The following is a 17,608-nucleotide window of genomic DNA, read 5'->3' as shown; positions in this document are numbered from 1 at the left end:
TCGATGATTTAAAATTAAAAATCAATTTTAATATATTTATTTTAACGATTAAATTTTCATCTTAGAAATTTCATTTTCACAAGCTTTACAAAAAATTTCCACATAGGCACGATTTGCTTTTTTTGCTTTTAAAAATTCACTCATAGAATTTAAAAAATAAGCATAATCCTCATCGCTTACATTACCCTTGATCAATTCGTATTTTAAAAAAAGCATATAGGTGTTTAAAACATCACTTTCGCAATACTCGTGAATTTTTTCAATCTTATCTTCATAATAAAGCTTCATCACCTCATCGCCATGCACATCGTATTTACCTGGTAAATCTGCCATAGCACAAATCGTATCAAGCTTTAAACCCCTTGTCGAACCAAAACTTTCAAACAAATCACAATGTTTTAATTCTGAAAATCTAGTTTTATAATTATTCCACTTATCACTTTGTGTATCAAGATAATTAGCCGCTTTGATATTGTATTTTAAAGCCCTTAAAACAAGTAAAGGCATATCATAATTTTTACCATTAAAACTGACTAATTTTGGCTCGTATTTTTCAATGAAAGCAAAAAAATTATGGATCATTTCTTTTTCATTTTCTCCATCGATTTTATTTACTTTTATAAATTTTCCATAATGATCGCTAATAACTGCGCAAATGCTTACGATCTTATGATAAGGCAAGGGTAAAAACTCACTTCCGCTTTGCTCTTTTTGCCACTCTAGCGCTTTTAAGCTTACTTCTAAATCTTCTCCTTCAAAAGCCAAAGTTTTGTGAATTAAATCCGTATCTGGGATGCTTTCACAATCAAAAATGCAAATATAACCTTCATTTTTCATCATTTTTAACCTTTTTTCAAATAATTTTGCTAAAATCATAGCAAAAATTTAAAAATTTTAGGTTTTAATGAAAATAGCAATCATTCGTTTATCAGCCCTTGGGGATATTATCCAAAGTGCTGTGGTTTTACAATTTATCAAAAAATTTAAAAAAGATATAGAAATTCATTGGTTTGTGGATGAAAAATTTGAAGGCATACTCAAAAATCATCCCCTAATCGATAAACTTTATGCTTTGCCTCTAAAGGACAAAAAAATCATTCAAAGTTTAAAAATACTTTTAGAGGCTAGAAAAAATAATTATAATGCGGTTATGGATCTTCAAGGGCTTGTAAAATCGGCTATTGTGAGTAGAATTTTAAGTAGAAATAATTTTGGTTTTGATAAAAACAGCCTTAAAGAAAGCTTTGCGCATAATTTTTACAACCAAAAATTAAACATAGATTATAATGAAAATGTTTTTGTAAGATATCTGGGTCTAACTTCTTTCATGCTGAATAAGTATTTTGATCCTAAAGATCTAGCTTTTAAAGAAGATGTTTTTAGCGTGGATGAAAAATTAAAACAACTCTTAAGCGAAAAAATGCAACTTACAAAAAATAAAAAAAACATACTCATCCATGTGGGATCAAGTGAAGAAAATAAAATCTATCCTAAAACCAAACTTGCACTACTTTGCACACTCATCATCAAAGAATTTCCTGAAATAAAAATTTTCTTAGGCTGGGGCAATCTTAAAGAATATGAATTTGCTAAAGAAGTCATAGAGCTAGGCGCTATAAGTCAAGACAATATAGAAATAGCTCCTAAATTTAGTCTTGAAGAATTGATAGTTTTTACAAAATCCATGGATTTAATCATAGGAAATGATAGCGGCCCAACACATCTAGCTTTTGCTTTAAATAGGCCTTCTATAACCATCTTTGGTGCAACGCCAAGCTACCGCAATGCTTTTAAAACCAATATTAATAAAATTATCGATACAGGTAAAAAAATCACAAATGCAAAACATCTTGATAAAAGCGACTTTTGTATAAGTACTATCGAAGAAGAGGATATCTTAAAACTTGTCAAGGAACTTTTCGGAGATGAATAAAGATTATCTTTACCTTAGTGCTTATTATATACTTAAATTTTTAGTCTATACTATGCCTCATTTTATTTTAAATTTCCTTGCTTTTTGTGTTTCAAAGATCGTTTTTAAACTCGATAAAAAACATAGAAAAATCATAGATATAAATTTAAAACTTTGCTTTCCCTATAAAAATGAAAATGAAAGAAAAGAACTTGCTTTTAAAATTTATAATAATTTTGCCAAATTTGGATTAGATTGCATTAAAAACCAAAACACAAGTAAAGAAAAAATTTTAGCTAAAGTCGTCTTTGACAATGAAGAAATTTTAACCCAAGCCTTAAAGGAGCAAAAAGGGGTGATTTTCGCTACTGCTCATTATGGAAATTGGGAGCTTTTAAGTCTTGCTTATGCTGCTAAATTTGGAGCGATTTCCATAGTGGGTAAACAACTCAAAAGTCAAAGAATGACCGAACTTTTAGCTAAAAATCGCACTCAATTTGACATAGAGCTTATCGATAAAAAAGGTGGACTTAGAAAAATGTTAAGTGCTATTAAAAACAAGCGTGCACTTGGCATACTTACAGATCAAAATTGCACCGATAATGAAGGGGTTAGGCTTGATTTTTTTGGTAAAAGAGTAAATTATCAAGCAGGAGCTAGCATCTTAGCCAAAAAAACAGGAGCTTTGATCATACCTGCTTATATTTATCAAGGAGAGGATGAAAAATTTCACATTAAATTTTTCAAAACCCTTGATCCTTTAAACTCTAGCCTAGAAGAACTTACAAAATACCAAGCAAAAACTTGTGAAGAAATGATCCAATTTAAGCCTGATGAGTATTTTTTCTTTCATCGTCGTTTTGCAAGCTATGATGAAAAACTTTACAAAGGTATCAAATGAATCTTGAAAAAATAAGCGTTATCATCATAGTTAAAAATGCTCAAAATACCCTCTTTGAATGTTTAAATTCTTTAAAAGAATTTGGAGAAATCATACTTTTAAACAATGAAAGCACCGATGATACCTTAAAAATTGCCAAAGAATTTCAAAAAGATTTTACGCATTTATACATTTACGAAAGCAAATTTATAGGCTTTGGAGCTTTAAAAAATCTTGCTTTAAGCCATGCTAAAAATGAATGGATTTTAAACATAGATGCGGATGAGATTTTAGAAAACGAAGCCAAAGAAGAATTAAAAAAACTTGAATTTAAAGAGCAAAATATCCTAGCTTTAACGCGCAAAAACCTTTACAAAGGAGAATGGATAAAAGCTTGTGGCTGGTGGCCTGATCATGTTTTAAGAGTGTTTAATAAAAAACATACAAAATTTAATGAAAACTTAGTCCATGAAAGCTTGATCTTATACCCAAATACTCACAAAATTTATCTTAAAAATGGACTAAGGCATTTTGCTTTTGAAAGTATTGATGACTTGCTTGACAAACTTCAAAAATACTCCAAGCTTTGGGCTTTGCAAAATTTACACAAAGAAAGTGGAATTTGCAAGGCTTTGGTGCGTGGGTTTTGGACTTTTTTTAGAAATTATGTTTTAAAAAAAGGAATTTTTTACGGATATAAAGGCTTTATCATAAGTGTATGTAATGGTTTGGGAGCTTTTTTTAAATATATGAAACTATATGAGCTAAAAAAGCAAAAGCCAAAAACTTGCGCTTTAATAATAACAACTTATAATCAAAAAGAACGCCTTAAATTAGTGCTTGATAGTGTTAAAAATCTAGCCTTTTTACCCAATGAAGTTTTAATCGCAGATGATGGTAGCAAAGAAGATACAGCAAGGCTTATTGAAGAATATCAAAAAGATTTTCCTTGCCCTTTAAAACACATTTGGCAAGAAGATGAGGGTTTTCGTGCTGCAAAAAGTAGAAATAATGCTATTAAAGCTTCTAAAAGTGAATATATAATTTTAATTGATGGTGATATGATTTTAGAAAAAGACTTTGTAAAAAATCATTTAGAATTTGCAAAACGCAAAGTAATTTTACAAGGTTCAAGAGTAATTTTAAATAAAAATGAAAGCGAAGAAATCTTAAAAAACAATAATTATAGTTTAGCTTTTAATAAAAAAGATTTTAAAAGTTCTAAAAATTCTTTTTTAGCTAAAATTATCTATAAATTTTCAAAAATAGAGCAAAAATTTTTTGATACCAAGGAAATAGTAAGGGGCAGTAAAACCTGTAATATGAGTTTTTTTAAAACTGATTTTGATGAGCTTGATGGTTTTAATGAAAATTTTATTGGTTGGGGTAGAGAAGATAGTGAATTTGTAGCTAGATTTTTATTTAATAAAGGCATTTTTAGACGCTTAAAATTTAAAGCTATTGCTTATCATATTTATCACAAAGAAAATAGCAAAAAAATGCTCGAATACAACCATAAAATTTATTTAGATACCATACAAAATAAAAAGATTTCTTGGAAAGGTTAAAATCAATGAAAAAAGTTGGTGTGATTGTACCTATATACAATGTAGAAAATTTTTTAAAAGAATGCCTAGAAAGCATAATTAATCAAAGCTTTAACAATTTAGAAATCATACTAGTTAATGATGGAAGCACTGATAAAAACTCTTTTGAGATCGCAAAAGAGTATGCCTTAAAAGATCAAAGAATCACTCTTTTTGATAAAGAAAATGGAGGGCTTAGTTCAGCTAGAAATACGGGACTCGAATATTTTTATAAAGAATATAAGCTTGAGTTTTCAGATGAAAAAGATGATTTTTATACTTTTATAATTGCCAATGAAAATCCACAAAATGTTTATAAAATTTACAAAAGAAAAAATGCTTGCAAAGATAAAATTTTAAAAATTCCTAATATTGATTACTTAATTTTTTTAGATTCTGATAATTCTTGGGAAAAAGATTGCATAAAAGAGTGTGTTAAAAAAATGCAAGGTATAGATGTATTATGGTTTGATCATCTATGTATTTACGAAAAAGAAATTAAAAACAAAGGGCAAAATACAAGAATGCAAATTTTTCAATATAAAGAAGAATGTATTATAAGCCCAAAAGATTATGCCCAAAGAGCTCTAAAAGTTGGTTCAAGAGATATTTCCTTTAGTTGGGGTGGAATGATTGATTTTAATTTTTTAAAACAAATTAAGCTTAAATTTATAAATTATATTATCAACGAAGATATACATTTTGGCATGGTTCTTTTTGCTAGCGCGAACATGATTTATGTCTTACCAAAAAAACTCTATAAATGCTTACTTAGAACAAATAGTATTTCAAATCATGATAAAAAAGTAACCAAAGCCAATATTTCTCATTATTATAAAGATATTTATAGAGCTTTTGATGAAGATGCCAAACTAGCTAAAGAATATTTAAAACTAGCAAGCAGAGTAATTACCATGTTAAAACTCATAGATTTCTTTCAAAATAAACTAGAAAACGAAAATAGTAAAGCTATAAAAGAAGTTTTTTTACCATTTTATGCAAAAAAGGCTTTGAAATTTAACAAAACAAATCTTGATCCTTTAAATCTTAAAAATGAACTAGATAAAATCAAGCCCTTTGCACACAATATTTTACCTTATGATATATGGAAAATTTTACAAAGAATTAAAAATATTTTTAATTAACTTGCATAATGATTTTATCTATATAAGAATCTTTTTTTACACTTCTAAAATGCGTTAGTTTATGTAAAAAACTTTGTTTTTTAATCTCCTCCCAAAGCTTGTTATCAAATTTATCCTTAGCATAAAATTGCAATAAATGGCATTCTATATCACTTTTATTTTCAAAGATTTCATTTTTAATATAACCATTTCGTTTTAGAAGTTCAAATAAAATTTGCTGAGTAAAATAATAAAAATATTTTGAGTTTTCTTCTTTTTGCCAAAAATATATCAATAAATCTCTTAAAACACTAACAATTTTATTATTTTCTTTTGCTATTAAAAAACTGTTTAGAAGTCTAACCATAAAATCATCATTCCAATTAAAGTAACCGTAGGAAAAATATGGACTTTTGATAAACTTTTTTAGTTCTTTCTTATTTGGTCTATGTCTTGCTCTTTCAAAAGCAAAAAATTCCCTATTTCTTAGATCTTGCGGAATTTTATCGCTTAAAAATATACTTGCATCGCACCAAATCCCTCCATAAGTAGCCAATAAACATACCCTTAAAAGATCAGAAAAAAATACTATAGTTTTTTCTCCAAAAGTCTTTTTTTTGATTTTTTCAAGTACAAAGTCTGGAAATTCTAAATAATTTTCTATATTTTTTTCATTTAAAATGATAATTTTATACTCACTACCCATATGCTTCTTTACCGATTTAAAACATTGCCGTATCATATAGCTTGCATTTTCCTCGCCTTGAAACCATAATTGCCATATAATTTTATTGTCTTTAAAATCTTGCTTTTTCTTAAAAACGAATGAAGGAATTTTGCCTTTAAAAAAGGGTTGTATATAATTTTCATCTAAATACTTACTTACTTTTGGATGATCTATTTTGTAAGATATATGAGCCCTTAATTTTCTTCTTAAAGGTTTTATAGGAATTAAATTGGTTAAATTATATATTATCTTATTGTACAAATTCATAGTTTCAAACCTTTTTAAAAATTATTTTAATATAATATCAAAAAATATTTAAGGTTTATACATAATAATGCAAAAAGAAATAACCATTGTTACCGCTTTTTATAATGTAGGCAGAACCACAAGAAGCAATGAACAATATTTGTCTTACTTCGATTTTTGGGCAGGCTTAAAGAATAAGGTAATTATTTACACTACAGATGATATGAAAGAAGCTATTTTAGAAATTAGAAAAAAACATAATTTAGAAGATAAAACTATAATCATTACAAAAGATTTAAAAGAATTTGACAAAGAAAATTTTGAAAAAATCCAAGAAACCTTTAATAACTATGATCAAAGTTTAAATAGAAAACATCCAAAAAACATTGAGTGCAATAATGCAATGTATTGTTATTTAATGTATTTAAAACCTTTTTTTGTAGTTGATGCTATAGAAAAAAAATTAAGCAGTGAAAATATAATATGGCTTGATTTTGGTTTTAATCACAGAGATGAATTTTTTACCAATAAAGCAGAATTTAATTTTTTACTAGAAAAACCAAAAAACATAAATGACAAAAAAATTAATTTTTTCTCAATTAAAAATGAAGAGAAAAATACTATTCCAGCAATTTATTACAATATGGAAATTTTTATAACAGGAAGTATTTTTTATGGCAATATCAATTCTTGGAAGATTTTCAAGCAAGATTTTGAAAAATGTTTAAATTGTTTCTTATCTTTTAATATTGTAGATGATGATCAAATTATGCTTTTGTGGTGCACAAGAAATAATCCAGATAATTATAAAATTATTAGAACTTATGAATGGTTTGGCTCGTTGCTTTCTTTTATTCCTGATGATATTAAATCACATTTAACCTTCAAAAGAAAGAATAGTAAATACTACAAAACCATTAAAGAAGAAATCAAAAAAGATATCTACAATAAACAGTATTTTAAATTTTTATTTCATTCTTTAAAATATGGTTATTATAAATTTATTAATAAAAAAAATATAGATTTATAATCAAATGAACTATAAATTTTTAAAAAGCTTGAATTATTTTAGTAAAATAAATAAAATCTCATTTTTAATTTTAACAATAAATAAACTTAATATAAATTATTTTAATAAATGTTATAATATATTTATAAATAAAAATTATCGCCAAAACCACTCACTTAAAAGTAATTAAATAAGCATGTATGTTTCAAAAATAAAAATCAAAAATTCTGTATAATATAATAGAAATTAATAAAGGTTTTAAAAATGAATAAAAATTTAAATTTTACAAAAAAATCTGTATTAATAGCAGGGAATGGGCCTAGTTTGAAAGAAATTGATTATTCTCTACTTCCGAAAGAATATGATATATTCCGTTGCAATCATTTTTACGCAGAAGATAAATATTATACAGGAAAAAAAATAAAAGCTGCATTTTTTGTTATTCCTTATTTTTTTAATGAGTATTATACTATGCAAAAAATGCTCCAAAATGGTGATTATGAATGTGAAAATATAGTCTGTAAAATGTATAATTTTCAAGATAGAAAAGAGAAAATTTTTCGTGAAAATTTCAAATATTTTTTCCCAGCAGCTATAAATGGATATGATGCTTTCTTTTATAAGCTAAAAGAATTAAGTAACATGATAGATTTTGACTTTTGCTATGAATATAACACAACAGAAATGCTTACTGGCACTTATGTTATATGTTGCGCTGTTGCATGTGGCTATAAAGAAATTTATTTAGCTGGCATGGATTTTGGAGATGAAAAATATAACTATTTTAGCGAAAAAATTGAAAAAATAAAAGAAAGCAAAAAACGAACTACCAAAATGCATCATAAAAGTATTGATTTAAAAATTTTGGATTTTCTACAACAGCAGTATAATGTAAAAATTTTTTCAATTTGTCCAAATAGCTCTATAAATGCATTTATACCTCTACATCCAATACAAAACAATGAAAATATTTTTAAACCCATAGAACGTCCAAAAGATGCTATTAAAACCCAGCTTACTCCACCAATTAAAGCTGTAAGAAGATATAAACGACTTTATTTGGAATCCAATATAATTATTAAGTTTTTTCACGAACTTGTGCAAGTTCCAAGACGCATAAGACATTATTACTCAAAAACAAGATATACAAGATAGGGATAACTATCTATATTGTCCCTTTTTCTCCACTTAATATAATCTTAACTTGAGGATCAAAAAAGGCTTTTATGGTGATATTATAAAATAAATCTTTACTTTCATTCCAAGTAAGTAAATCAATGTCTTGATTTTTAATCATAAATTTAGATTCTTTTAAAAAATGATATAAATATTCCCTATAAGGAAAACTTATAGCGTTAAAATTATCAGTATCGATTGCTTTTTGAATTTGTTTTTTTATTTGATCAGAATTTTGTAAAAGATTTGCACTTGTTATTTCAAATAAATAATAACTTGTATAAAAACCATGGCTTTTAAATATGCCTAAAAACTTAAATTTGGACTTTCAACAATCAAATTTTTAATATTAAAGCCAGTTTCTTTACATATGCCTAAAAGCGTTTGGAGTGATTTTTGCATATTATATTCATTAAGATTTTTAAAATCTATCCACAATTTAGTTTGCAAAGGTCTTATTTCTTCATCTCTAATCACAGCTAATTTTAGCAAATCTTTTAAATTTAAAAATATTGATTCCTCCCTCCTATCATGTCCTATATCAAAGTAATTTTTTTCTGCTAAATAATGCACATCCACTTCAAAACTTTGATACTTTTCTTTAAAATCATTAAATTTTTTTAAATCATTTGTCCTATGAAGCCAAATTTTACTAGGAGATTTAAAAGGATATTGTCAATCACTGCCACACAACTTTAGCTCTTCGTCATAATTTTTATTTGCAAACAATCTAATTCTATCTTTATTATAATTATCGCTAAACAAGCTGCGATTGTTTTCTAAATCTTCCACATCTAAACCTAAAAGATCTAAAAATGCATGCAAAAAATCATCGCTCATAAAAAGTAAATTTTGTGCTTTTTTGATTTTATTGATTATATCTGGATGGTTTTGTTTTAATTTATCACTTGTAAAAATCATAAAAGGAATTTCAGCCATATATCTTGAACCAATTGTTTCAGTATAACCAAAAAAATCTCTAAAATCATAAACTTCATCACCATGATCGCTAAGATAAAAAACAATAGCTTCCTCATCTTTAAAATAATTACAAATTTCGCTTACAACAAAATCATTATAATAGATAGCATTTAAATAGTGTGATTTTATCTTTGCTTGCCTATCATTTAGCTTTGCACTTCCATTTAAATTATCTAAACAATTTTCTTTTAAATCTTTAATGCTAAATTTTTCAAATACTTTAGAGTAACGCTTGGCGTATTCCATATGTGTTCCCTGTAAATGCAAGATATGAAATTCTTTTTCTTTGTGAGAAAGTTTTTTTAATTCCTCTAGTATCTGCTCGTCTCTTGCAAGAGTTTGTCCTGTAAAGAAATTGTCTAAAAATATAGCTTTATTAGATAACCTTGCCATTGATTCTGGCGCATTACCAAGCGTAGATACAGATTCTTGATTACTAATCCAATAGGTATAATATCCACCCTCGCTCATAATATTAACAATATTTTTGTTTAAACCAAGCGATGGAGCTATTTTCATAATTTGAAAATGTAAAAATTTTAGAAATTGCTGGATTTGTATGAGCATGAGGTGCTATAACATCGGTGAAAACAAAAAGATTTTCACTATTTCTTAAAGCCTCTAATTTTGGTGTTGTTTTTAATTTATAATTATAGAGACTCATATAATTCCTTTAAGTTGATTCTCCCATTATAACAACAATTTTTGGAATATTTTTAGAATTGATAACTTTGTAAGTTTTATTTTGTTTTTTTAATTCTCGTTCTAAATCATTAAGTTGCATTAAATACTCATTTGCATTTCCTCTTATTGTTTTTATAGCCTCAAACCAACTATAAAGTAAAAAATCATCTATAAAATACTTATGTGGCTTTTTTACAACTGAAATCAAACATACAAGAAAAATGATAATTTTAGAAATATCTAAAATATGATACTCATTAGGTAAAAATAACAAACCATTATAAGGGATTAAAAATAAAACTATACTAAAAATAAAAAACCACTTAATATACATATTATCTTAAAATCAAAATAGCTTGATATAAATTCTTTTGTTTCAGAAATAGTTGTAAACAGGATAGCTTCTAAAAAAGTTGTATTTAAAAAAGAATTAAATTTAAAAAATAAAAATAAATTCACAATTCCTACTATAAAAAATAAAGCCACCAAAACAAATTCAAATATAGTTTTAAAAAAATCAGGAAAAAACTAATAACAAAAAATAAAATATACAATACACTAAAATTACGTCTTATAATTTGAAACATTCTTTTTGAGAATAATTTAAAATTGAAATAAACTTGCTTAGATAAATATATCAAGGAAAATAAAATAATATTTACACTCAAAACATAAACAAAACTTTTCATAAAAACAACATTTAATATTAATTAATCCCGAAATAAAAATATTATAAAAAATTTATTGTGACATTATTTTACTTAAAATGTAAATTTCTCACTTCATGCAAATTAGATATTTATGTTTTTAAAAATAATATCATATTATTTCAAAATGTGCAATTTTATTTCTAATACTATTTAATTCTTTTTCTTCATCTTTGTTTAAAGTAAACATATGTTTTTTTAAAGTCAATTTTAAATTTTTAATCATCATTTCTTTTAAAAATTCAATATCAAGAATTTTTGGTTCAAAGTCAATTCGATTGTCTTTCAAATCATTAAAAGTATAAGGTTTTAAAATACCCTTTAACGCTGAAAATCTATCTTCATAAACTTTATCTTCTTGCAACAAGATAACAGGAATTCCTAAGGCTATACAAGGCGCTGCACAATGAAGAGCTGTGGTTATAACCAGTTTTGCCTCTGATGCATATTTTTCTAAAATATCTTGAGCTTCTTTATAGCATTCTTGCCATTCATTTTTAAGATTTCTGTTTTTAATTTTTATAGCTTTTTGATTAATTTCTATTGCCTCCTTTTTAATAAAATCGGGAAGCAAGGAACTCATTTCATGATTTAAATTAACCAAAAATATAGAATTTTGCTTTGCACTAACTTCTCTTTTCGGTAAAGTCAAAGTTAAACACCTAGAAAAATAAGCATTTGCACCTTTCTTATTGAAATAATCTAAAGTAGATAAATCTCTACATCCTATTTCAAAATCTTTAAAATCAACATTTAAAACATCAAAATACTCTTGCATTTTTTTAGTGAAATGAGTCCCTATATAAACTGGAAAAATTCGCTCATTAGGCAAAAAATTATAATCATCCGCAAACCAACCTTGCATAATACATATACTTTCTTTTTTATTATAAAGACTAAAACTATCTCTATTGTAAAAATGAAATTTTGCATTTTTATCAATTAGCTCTATGAGACTTCTTGTAGCAATTGTCTGAATATAATCTCCTAAGTTATATGCTTTAATCCCGGGAATATACAAGTATTTAAAAAGACAATAATCTCCTCCTATTTCCTCTCTCCTTGGATATTTTTTCATACCAAAACTAGAAAATTTTTTATTAATCAAATGAGAGTATTTTTTTAAAATAAAATTTTTATTTTGATGATTATACATATAAATTTTATACCTATAATGATCTTTTTTATAAATTAAAGACAATATTTGCCACTTTAAAACACGTATTTTTTTAAAAATCATTTTTAATATCCCTATAAATTATCAATCCTTCTTTTTAAATCCAACTCTTCTTTATTTAAAACATCGAACAATTGTTTGTAAAATTTATCATTTTCAAATTCTAAAGAAAGCTTTTTTATCAGCTCATTGCTTTTTACTTTATCTTGATAATTCTGCCATAAAATTTCTTTATTTTTGTTTTCATATCTTCCATTTGGATTAAATTCATAATGATAAATACAAGTTTTAAAAACAGCTATTTTCTCGCAAAACATAAAATAAATATAACAAAAAAGCACATCTTCGCCGTAACTCAAACGCTCATCTATTTTAATTTTTTCAAAACTTTTTAAGATGATATCTTTTTTAAAGCACTTCGCCCAAACCGACCAGCAAAAATGCCTTTGTTTGCTTAAGAATTCTAAAAATTCCTTTTGATTAAAAACTTCATCTTGTTTAAAACGATAAAATTGTTTGGTTTTTACTCTATGCACAAAGGCATCAAAACAAAGTAAATCAAAACCTTTTTTCATCTCTTTAAACGCTATTTCACAAGCATCAAGCGTCAAAAAATCATCACTATCTAAAAACATTATAAAATCAGAACTGGAATGTAAAACTCCCAAATTTCTGCTTGCAAAAGTGCCTAAATTTTCCTCATTTTGAAAGATTTTTATCCTTGGATCTTTTTTAGCAAATTCTAAAACTATATTTAAACTATTATCTTTACTTTTATCATCAATAATCAAAATTTCAATATCTTTTAAAGTCTGATTTATACAACTTTGCAAAGCCCTTGAAATAAAATCACAAGAATTAAAAAGCGGGATTATGATCGAAAGTTGTGGCATATTTTTCCTAAATTTTGTTAAAATAATAAAAACAATTCTATCAAAGTTTAGGAAATTTATGAAAATTTTTATACATCTTCCCACTTGGCTAGGCGACGCAGTGATGGCTTCACCTGCTTTATACGCTATAAAAGAACATTTTAAAAATGCCCAATTTATCCTTTATGGATCTTTGGTTTCCACAGCACTTTTTAAAGAATTTCCTAATTCTAAAACCATCATAGAAAATAAACAATCCCGCTACAAACAAGCCCTATCTTTACGCAAAGAACTTGGTAAAATCGATCTTAGCTTTGCTTTTAGATCTGCGTTTTCTTCCAAGATTATCTTACATATTCTTAAAACAAAACAAAGATATTTTTTTGACAAAAACAAGCACAAAGAAGAACATCAAGTTTTAAAATACCTTTATTTTATAGAAAACTCACTTAATACAAAAGCTCATTTTAAGGACTTAAAACTTCCATTTAAGCTAAAATTTCAAAACCCTCTTATCTTAAGAAATGGTAAAAAAATTCTAGGACTCAACCCTGGTGCAAGCTTTGGAAGTGCAAAAAGATGGGATGCGAGTTATTTTGCTAAAGTGGCTTTAAATTTCAGCCAAAGTCATGAAATTGTAATCTTTGGCGCAGGAAAAGCCGAACAAGAACTTTGTAATGAAATTTATCAAATTTTAAAAGAACAAAACATAAAAGTAAAAAATCTTTGCAATAAAACCACCATCAAAACCCTTTGTCAAAATATCGCTTTTTGCGATCTTTTCATCACAAATGACAGTGGACCTATGCACATAAGTGCGGTTTATAAGGTAAAAACCGTGGCTATTTTTGGCCCTACGAAATTTACCCAAACTTCACCTTGGCAAAATGAAAACGCAAAATTAGTGTATTTAGATCTAGCTTGTATGCCTTGTATGCAAAAAACCTGTCCTTTAAAACACCACAAATGTATGAAAGATTTAAAGCCTCAAAGGGTTATAGAAGAAGCTAGAAATTTACTTAAAAACCCTCATCTATGATCTGACAAAGCGTGTGCATGATTAAGATATGCATTTCTTGAATTCTAGCCGTATCATCACTTGGCACGACAAGATTATGATCGCAAAGCTCATTCATCTTTCCGCCTCCTTTACCGCTAAGCCCCAAGCAAAGCATATTTAACTCTTTAGCCTTTTTAAATGCTTCTAGGACATTAGGACTTTTTCCACTGGTTGAAATGCCTATTAAAATATCATTTTCATTTCCCAAAGCTTCTACTTGCCTTGAAAAAACAAACTCAAATCCATAATCATTGCCTATAGCACTAAGTGCTGAAGTGTCTGTTGTCAAAGCTATACCCGCTAAAGCTTTGCGTTCTTTTTTATATCTGCCGCTAAGCTCCGCTGCAAAATGTTGAGAATCTGCGGCACTCCCACCATTTCCACAAATTAAAATTTTTCCACCTTTTTTTAAACACTCACACAAAAGCTCGCCTACTTTTGCGATTTGCCCTTTTAAAATTTCACTTTCCTCGGCAACTTTTTGATGTTCTTGCCATTCTTTTTCTACTAAATTTATCATTTTTTATCCTTGATTTTTTCTATAATCTTACTTGTACTAAACCCCTCTTCAAAATCGATCAATTCAACTCTTGAAACTAAATTTGAACCCACTACAAGCTTATCTTTATAATCGGCTCCTTTTACCAAAATATCAGGCTTTAAAAAGCTTATAAGCTCTAAAGGTGTATCCTCATCAAAAATCACTACAAAATCCACAAAATAAAAAGCCGCAAGCATACAAGCTCTTTGAAATTCTGAATTTATGGGACGATCTTCACCCTTAAGCCTTTTTACACTTTTATCAGAGTTTAAACCAACGATTAAAATATCGCCCAATCTTTTTGCTTTTTCAAGATATTTTATATGTCCAAAATGCACGATATCAAAACAACCATTTGTAAAAATGATCTTTTTATCGCTTTGTTCCAAAATCTTTAAAAGCTCTTCTTTGGTTTTGATCTTTTTTTCAAAACCTACGCGTTTAAGACTTTTCATCTCATCAAAGGTCACACTCACACTGCCTATTTTACTCACCACGATAGCCGCTACTTCATTTGCAATCTCACAAGCTTTAAAAATTTCTACCCCACTAGCCAAACAAAAAGCCAAAACAGCGATGACACTATCACCTGCTCCGGTTACATCATAAACTTCTAAAGCCTTAGCAGGAGCTATGCGCAAATTCTCATCAAAAAGAGCAATCCCTGCTTCTGAAAGCGTGATGATAGAATAACGCAAACTAAAATCTTCTTTTAGTTTTTTAATACCTTTTTCTAAATTTTCGCCCTCTAAATTCTCAAATTTCAAAACCTCTAAAGCTTCTTTTTTATTGGGTGTTAAAAGCGTTGCTCCACTGTATTTACCAAAATCATTTCCTTTAGGATCGATTAAAATAGGTATATTTAGCTCATTTGCTTTTTGGATAAAAGCCTTACACACTTTAGGCGTTAAAACTCCTTTTGCATAATCACTTAAAACCACAGCTTTAAAATTTTCAATTCTTTTGTTAAACAATTCTACAAGCTCATCTTCTAGCAAAATCGCACTCGTATCCTCTTCATCAAGTCTTAAAACTTGCTGATTATGTGCCATTATGCGATTTTTAAAAGGGGTTTTGCGTCCTTTTTGGATTAAAAATTCTCCTTTTAAATTTTCTTTTAAAAATTTCCCACTCTCATCATCTCCTACGACACCAAGCGCAAAAACATCTGCTCCTAGACTTTTTAAATTTGCATAAACATTTGCCGCTCCGCCTAGTCTTTTATCTTCTTTTAAAGTTTTTGCCACTAAAACAGGAGCTTCAGGACTAATGCGCGAACAATCACACCAAGTGTAATTATCCACCATAAAATCCCCTATAATTAAAATTTTAGGTTTTTGCTGGCTTAAAAACTCAAGCATTTACTTCCTTTTCAAAAAGTCTTTTTATCTCATCTAAATAATCTTTAATCCCCTCTTCAAGACTAAATTTTGGCTTATAACCCCAAGTTTCATCTAATTTTGCTTGAGTATGAAATTGATAAGATTTTGCATAAGGATTAGGGATATACTCGCAAGTTAAATTTGTATGAAGTTCTTTTTGTAAAATATCTACTATATCTTGAAAGCTTCTTGCTACTCCACTTCCTACATTATAAACCCCGCATTTTGATTCAAGAGCGATTAAATTTGCACTGATAACATCTTTGATATAAGTAAAATCTCTAAAAATTTGATCACTTCCTTCAAATAAACGCGGATTTTTTCCAGCTAAAATTTGATGAGCAAACTGCACCACCATCGAAGCGGTTTTATTTTTATAAAACTCACCCTTACCATAAACATTAAAATACCTAAGTCCTACCAAATGGGCTTTATCGTAGTATTTTTTAGCTAGCTTATCCATCATAAATTTGGAAAATGCGTAAGGATTTTTAGGCTCTTCATCCTTGCCTACGGTTTGTGGGCTTTTTGCATCGCCATAAACAGAAGCTGAACTAGCATAAACAAGCTTTGCGTGAAGTTTTATGCTGAGTTCTATAAAATCTTTAAAAGTATTAAGATTCGTCTGTAAAACCTTAGTTTGATCAAAAACCGTTGTATCTGAAATCGCTGCTTGATGAAAAATCACTTCGGGTTTAAAATCTTCGATTTTTTTTAAAACCTTTTCATCGTTAATATCACCCACAAAAAGCTCACCATTAAAATCGAGTAAATTTTTAAAGTGTCCAAAACTTTGCAAATTTCCATTTTCAAAAGTCGCATAACTACGCATTTTATCGATGATTAAAATTTCATGTTTTTCTTGCAAATTTAAAGCCAGTTGCGAACCTATAAATCCTGCACCACCTGTGATTGCTATTTTCATCTATCTTCCTTTTTTTTGAAAAAATCTAAAAGTTCGTTTAAATTTTTAAATTGTCTAAAAAAATCGCCTTCTTTTTCTTCTTCATTTACCAAACACAAAGTGCCAATTTGTGCATTTTTTCCAGCTTGCATATCGCTAAGATTATCCCCTATAAAAATAGAATTACCCATATCTATATCAAATTCTTCCCTAGCTTTTAAAAGCATCCCTGCCTTAGGCTTGCGACACTCACAACCCTCCAAATGAGGACAATGATAAATTTTATCAATCTTTATATTCTCTTTCAAGAATTCATTAAGCATAAAATCACAAAGCTTAAAAAAGTCTTCTTGGGTGTAATATCCTCTTGCAATGCCTGATTGGTTCGTGGCTACAAAAAGCAAGTATTTTTGCGCTAAAAAATATCTACAAAGCTCAAAAATTCCATCACAAAACTCAAAATCCTGAATTTTATAGATATATTTTTTATCTATATTTATAATGCCATCCCTATCTAAAAATAACGCTTTTCTTTTCATAGAATATATTATAATATAATTCAAATTAAAGAAAATAAACATTTTGATATTTTTAAGAAAAATGTTAAAGTTAAAAATATATAATTATTATGTATTAAAAC

Annotated in this window: 20 protein-coding genes; 7 read left to right on the top strand and 13 right to left on the bottom strand. The window is 27.5% G+C overall.

All coding sequences use genetic code 11. The annotated features are described in order from the left end of the window. Positions 1-48: 48 nt before the first annotated feature. A complete protein-coding gene (locus FOC43_RS01970) occupies positions 49-840 on the bottom strand; it encodes a 3'-5' exonuclease (protein ID WP_031263840.1) in 792 nt (263 codons plus the stop codon). Positions 841-904: 64 nt separating this feature from the next. Here FOC43_RS01970 and waaC point away from each other — a divergent pair, with 64 nt between their 5' ends. Genes waaC through FOC43_RS01950 form a run of 4 tightly spaced genes read left to right on the top strand, consistent with a single transcriptional unit; the run spans position 905 to position 5,523 of the window. Continuing rightward, a complete protein-coding gene (gene waaC, locus FOC43_RS01965) occupies positions 905-1,933 on the top strand; it encodes a lipopolysaccharide heptosyltransferase I (RefSeq protein ID WP_004283889.1) in 1,029 nt (342 codons plus the stop codon). Beyond that, the gene (locus tag FOC43_RS01960) at positions 1,926-2,813 is read left to right on the top strand and encodes a lipid A biosynthesis lauroyl acyltransferase (protein WP_002786301.1); all 888 of its coding nucleotides are present in this window, start codon (positions 1,926-1,928) and stop codon (positions 2,811-2,813) included. The genes waaC and FOC43_RS01960 overlap by 8 nt, the downstream gene beginning before the upstream one ends. Further along, entirely contained in the window at positions 2,810-4,360 is a 1,551-nt protein-coding gene (locus tag FOC43_RS01955) for a glycosyltransferase family 2 protein (protein WP_002780634.1), read from the top strand. The genes FOC43_RS01960 and FOC43_RS01955 overlap by 4 nt, the downstream gene beginning before the upstream one ends. Before the next feature lie 5 nt (positions 4,361-4,365). Continuing rightward, the gene (locus tag FOC43_RS01950; RefSeq protein ID WP_002780631.1) at positions 4,366-5,523 is read left to right on the top strand and encodes a glycosyltransferase; all 1,158 of its coding nucleotides are present in this window, start codon (positions 4,366-4,368) and stop codon (positions 5,521-5,523) included. Here FOC43_RS01950 and FOC43_RS01945 read toward each other — a convergent pair. Beyond that, on the bottom strand, positions 5,516-6,496 hold the full coding sequence (locus FOC43_RS01945; RefSeq protein WP_002780630.1) for a capsular polysaccharide synthesis protein: 981 nt from the start codon (positions 6,494-6,496) through the stop codon (positions 5,516-5,518). The two genes, FOC43_RS01950 and FOC43_RS01945, sit on opposite strands and share 8 nt — an antisense overlap. 67 nt (positions 6,497-6,563) lie before the next feature. Between FOC43_RS01945 and yibB the strand changes: the two genes are divergently transcribed. Further along, entirely contained in the window at positions 6,564-7,505 is a 942-nt protein-coding gene (gene yibB / locus FOC43_RS01940; RefSeq protein WP_002780629.1) for a protein YibB, read from the top strand. A gap of 243 nt (positions 7,506-7,748) precedes the next feature. Continuing rightward, positions 7,749-8,639, top strand: a complete 891-nt coding sequence (locus FOC43_RS01935; RefSeq protein ID WP_002780628.1) for an alpha-2,3-sialyltransferase — start codon at positions 7,749-7,751, stop codon at positions 8,637-8,639. Positions 8,640-8,649: 10 nt separating this feature from the next. On the opposite strand, the gene FOC43_RS09055 is transcribed toward FOC43_RS01935, so the two are convergent. From FOC43_RS09055 to FOC43_RS01905, 7 genes are all read right to left on the bottom strand, one after another. Next, on the bottom strand, positions 8,650-8,781 hold the full coding sequence (locus FOC43_RS09055; protein WP_004283885.1) for a hypothetical protein: 132 nt from the start codon (positions 8,779-8,781) through the stop codon (positions 8,650-8,652). 185 nt (positions 8,782-8,966) lie between these two features. Continuing rightward, positions 8,967-9,239: a hypothetical protein gene (locus FOC43_RS01930; protein ID WP_002780626.1), complete on the bottom strand. Its 273-nt coding sequence runs from the start codon at positions 9,237-9,239 to the stop codon at positions 8,967-8,969. Between the two features lie 96 nt (positions 9,240-9,335). Then, positions 9,336-10,112, bottom strand: coding sequence for a sulfatase-like hydrolase/transferase (locus FOC43_RS01925; RefSeq protein ID WP_050456352.1), 777 nt, complete (start codon positions 10,110-10,112; stop codon positions 9,336-9,338). A 4-nt stretch (positions 10,113-10,116) separates the two neighbouring features. Further along, a complete protein-coding gene (locus tag FOC43_RS09050) occupies positions 10,117-10,305 on the bottom strand; it encodes a sulfatase-like hydrolase/transferase (protein WP_032682936.1) in 189 nt (62 codons plus the stop codon). 9 nt (positions 10,306-10,314) lie between these two features. Beyond that, on the bottom strand, positions 10,315-10,659 hold the full coding sequence (locus FOC43_RS01915) for a hypothetical protein (RefSeq protein ID WP_002780624.1): 345 nt from the start codon (positions 10,657-10,659) through the stop codon (positions 10,315-10,317). 485 nt (positions 10,660-11,144) lie between these two features. After that, positions 11,145-12,272 (bottom strand): polysaccharide pyruvyl transferase family protein, encoded by a 1,128-nt coding sequence (locus FOC43_RS01910; RefSeq protein WP_002780621.1) that lies wholly within the window; start codon positions 12,270-12,272, stop codon positions 11,145-11,147. Between the two features lie 11 nt (positions 12,273-12,283). Next, a complete protein-coding gene (locus FOC43_RS01905) occupies positions 12,284-13,102 on the bottom strand; it encodes a glycosyltransferase family 2 protein (RefSeq protein ID WP_002780620.1) in 819 nt (272 codons plus the stop codon). A 58-nt stretch (positions 13,103-13,160) separates the two neighbouring features. On the opposite strand from FOC43_RS01905, the gene waaF reads away from it, so the two are divergent. Continuing rightward, the gene (waaF, locus tag FOC43_RS01900) at positions 13,161-14,120 is read left to right on the top strand and encodes a lipopolysaccharide heptosyltransferase II (RefSeq protein WP_032685565.1); all 960 of its coding nucleotides are present in this window, start codon (positions 13,161-13,163) and stop codon (positions 14,118-14,120) included. On the opposite strand, the gene gmhA is transcribed toward waaF, so the two are convergent. From gmhA to FOC43_RS01880, 4 genes are read right to left on the bottom strand one after another with little or no spacing between them, the layout of a single operon-like run. After that, a complete protein-coding gene (gene gmhA / locus FOC43_RS01895) occupies positions 14,101-14,661 on the bottom strand; it encodes a D-sedoheptulose 7-phosphate isomerase (RefSeq protein ID WP_004283875.1) in 561 nt (186 codons plus the stop codon). The genes waaF and gmhA overlap by 20 nt on opposite strands. Further along, complete coding sequence (gene rfaE1, locus FOC43_RS01890) at positions 14,658-16,043, bottom strand: D-glycero-beta-D-manno-heptose-7-phosphate kinase (RefSeq protein ID WP_004283873.1); 1,386 nt, start codon at positions 16,041-16,043, stop codon at positions 14,658-14,660. Before rfaE1 ends, gmhA begins: the two co-directional genes overlap by 4 nt. Then, a complete protein-coding gene (gene rfaD / locus FOC43_RS01885; protein ID WP_004283871.1) occupies positions 16,036-16,989 on the bottom strand; it encodes an ADP-glyceromanno-heptose 6-epimerase in 954 nt (317 codons plus the stop codon). Before rfaD ends, rfaE1 begins: the two co-directional genes overlap by 8 nt. Further along, positions 16,986-17,549: a D-glycero-alpha-D-manno-heptose-1,7-bisphosphate 7-phosphatase gene (locus FOC43_RS01880; protein ID WP_002787747.1), complete on the bottom strand. Its 564-nt coding sequence runs from the start codon at positions 17,547-17,549 to the stop codon at positions 16,986-16,988. The genes rfaD and FOC43_RS01880 overlap by 4 nt, the downstream gene beginning before the upstream one ends. Positions 17,550-17,608: the final 59 nt, after the last annotated feature.

It is taken from the genome of Campylobacter coli (assembly GCF_009730395.1).
GTDB lineage: Bacteria > Campylobacterota > Campylobacteria > Campylobacterales > Campylobacteraceae > Campylobacter_D > Campylobacter_D coli.
Note: the sequence above shows the minus strand (reverse complement) of the source record. Positions and strands in the feature narration are given on the sequence as shown.

Bases quoted from the DNA above. Each gene is read 5' to 3' on its own strand.
- FOC43_RS01970 (WP_031263840.1), bottom strand. From the start codon at position 840: ATGATGAAAAATGAAGGTTATATTTGCATTTTTGATTGTGAAAGCATC.
- waaC (WP_004283889.1), top strand. From the start codon at position 905: ATGAAAATAGCAATCATTCGTTTATCAGCCCTTGGGGATATTATCCAA.
- FOC43_RS01960 (WP_002786301.1), top strand. From the start codon at position 1,926: ATGAATAAAGATTATCTTTACCTTAGTGCTTATTATATACTTAAATTT.
- FOC43_RS01955 (WP_002780634.1), top strand. From the start codon at position 2,810: ATGAATCTTGAAAAAATAAGCGTTATCATCATAGTTAAAAATGCTCAA.
- FOC43_RS01950 (WP_002780631.1), top strand. From the start codon at position 4,366: ATGAAAAAAGTTGGTGTGATTGTACCTATATACAATGTAGAAAATTTT.
- FOC43_RS01945 (WP_002780630.1), bottom strand. From the start codon at position 6,496: ATGAATTTGTACAATAAGATAATATATAATTTAACCAATTTAATTCCT.
- yibB (WP_002780629.1), top strand. From the start codon at position 6,564: ATGCAAAAAGAAATAACCATTGTTACCGCTTTTTATAATGTAGGCAGA.
- FOC43_RS01935 (WP_002780628.1), top strand. From the start codon at position 7,749: ATGAATAAAAATTTAAATTTTACAAAAAAATCTGTATTAATAGCAGGG.
- FOC43_RS09055 (WP_004283885.1), bottom strand. From the start codon at position 8,781: ATGATTAAAAATCAAGACATTGATTTACTTACTTGGAATGAAAGTAAA.
- FOC43_RS01925 (WP_050456352.1), bottom strand. From the start codon at position 10,112: ATGAGCGAGGGTGGATATTATACCTATTGGATTAGTAATCAAGAATCT.
- FOC43_RS09050 (WP_032682936.1), bottom strand. From the start codon at position 10,305: ATGAGTCTCTATAATTATAAATTAAAAACAACACCAAAATTAGAGGCT.
- FOC43_RS01915 (WP_002780624.1), bottom strand. From the start codon at position 10,659: ATGTATATTAAGTGGTTTTTTATTTTTAGTATAGTTTTATTTTTAATC.
- FOC43_RS01910 (WP_002780621.1), bottom strand. From the start codon at position 12,272: ATGATTTTTAAAAAAATACGTGTTTTAAAGTGGCAAATATTGTCTTTA.
- FOC43_RS01905 (WP_002780620.1), bottom strand. From the start codon at position 13,102: ATGCCACAACTTTCGATCATAATCCCGCTTTTTAATTCTTGTGATTTT.
- waaF (WP_032685565.1), top strand. From the start codon at position 13,161: ATGAAAATTTTTATACATCTTCCCACTTGGCTAGGCGACGCAGTGATG.
- gmhA (WP_004283875.1), bottom strand. From the start codon at position 14,661: ATGATAAATTTAGTAGAAAAAGAATGGCAAGAACATCAAAAAGTTGCC.
- rfaE1 (WP_004283873.1), bottom strand. From the start codon at position 16,043: ATGCTTGAGTTTTTAAGCCAGCAAAAACCTAAAATTTTAATTATAGGG.
- rfaD (WP_004283871.1), bottom strand. From the start codon at position 16,989: ATGAAAATAGCAATCACAGGTGGTGCAGGATTTATAGGTTCGCAACTG.
- FOC43_RS01880 (WP_002787747.1), bottom strand. From the start codon at position 17,549: ATGTTTATTTTCTTTAATTTGAATTATATTATAATATATTCTATGAAA.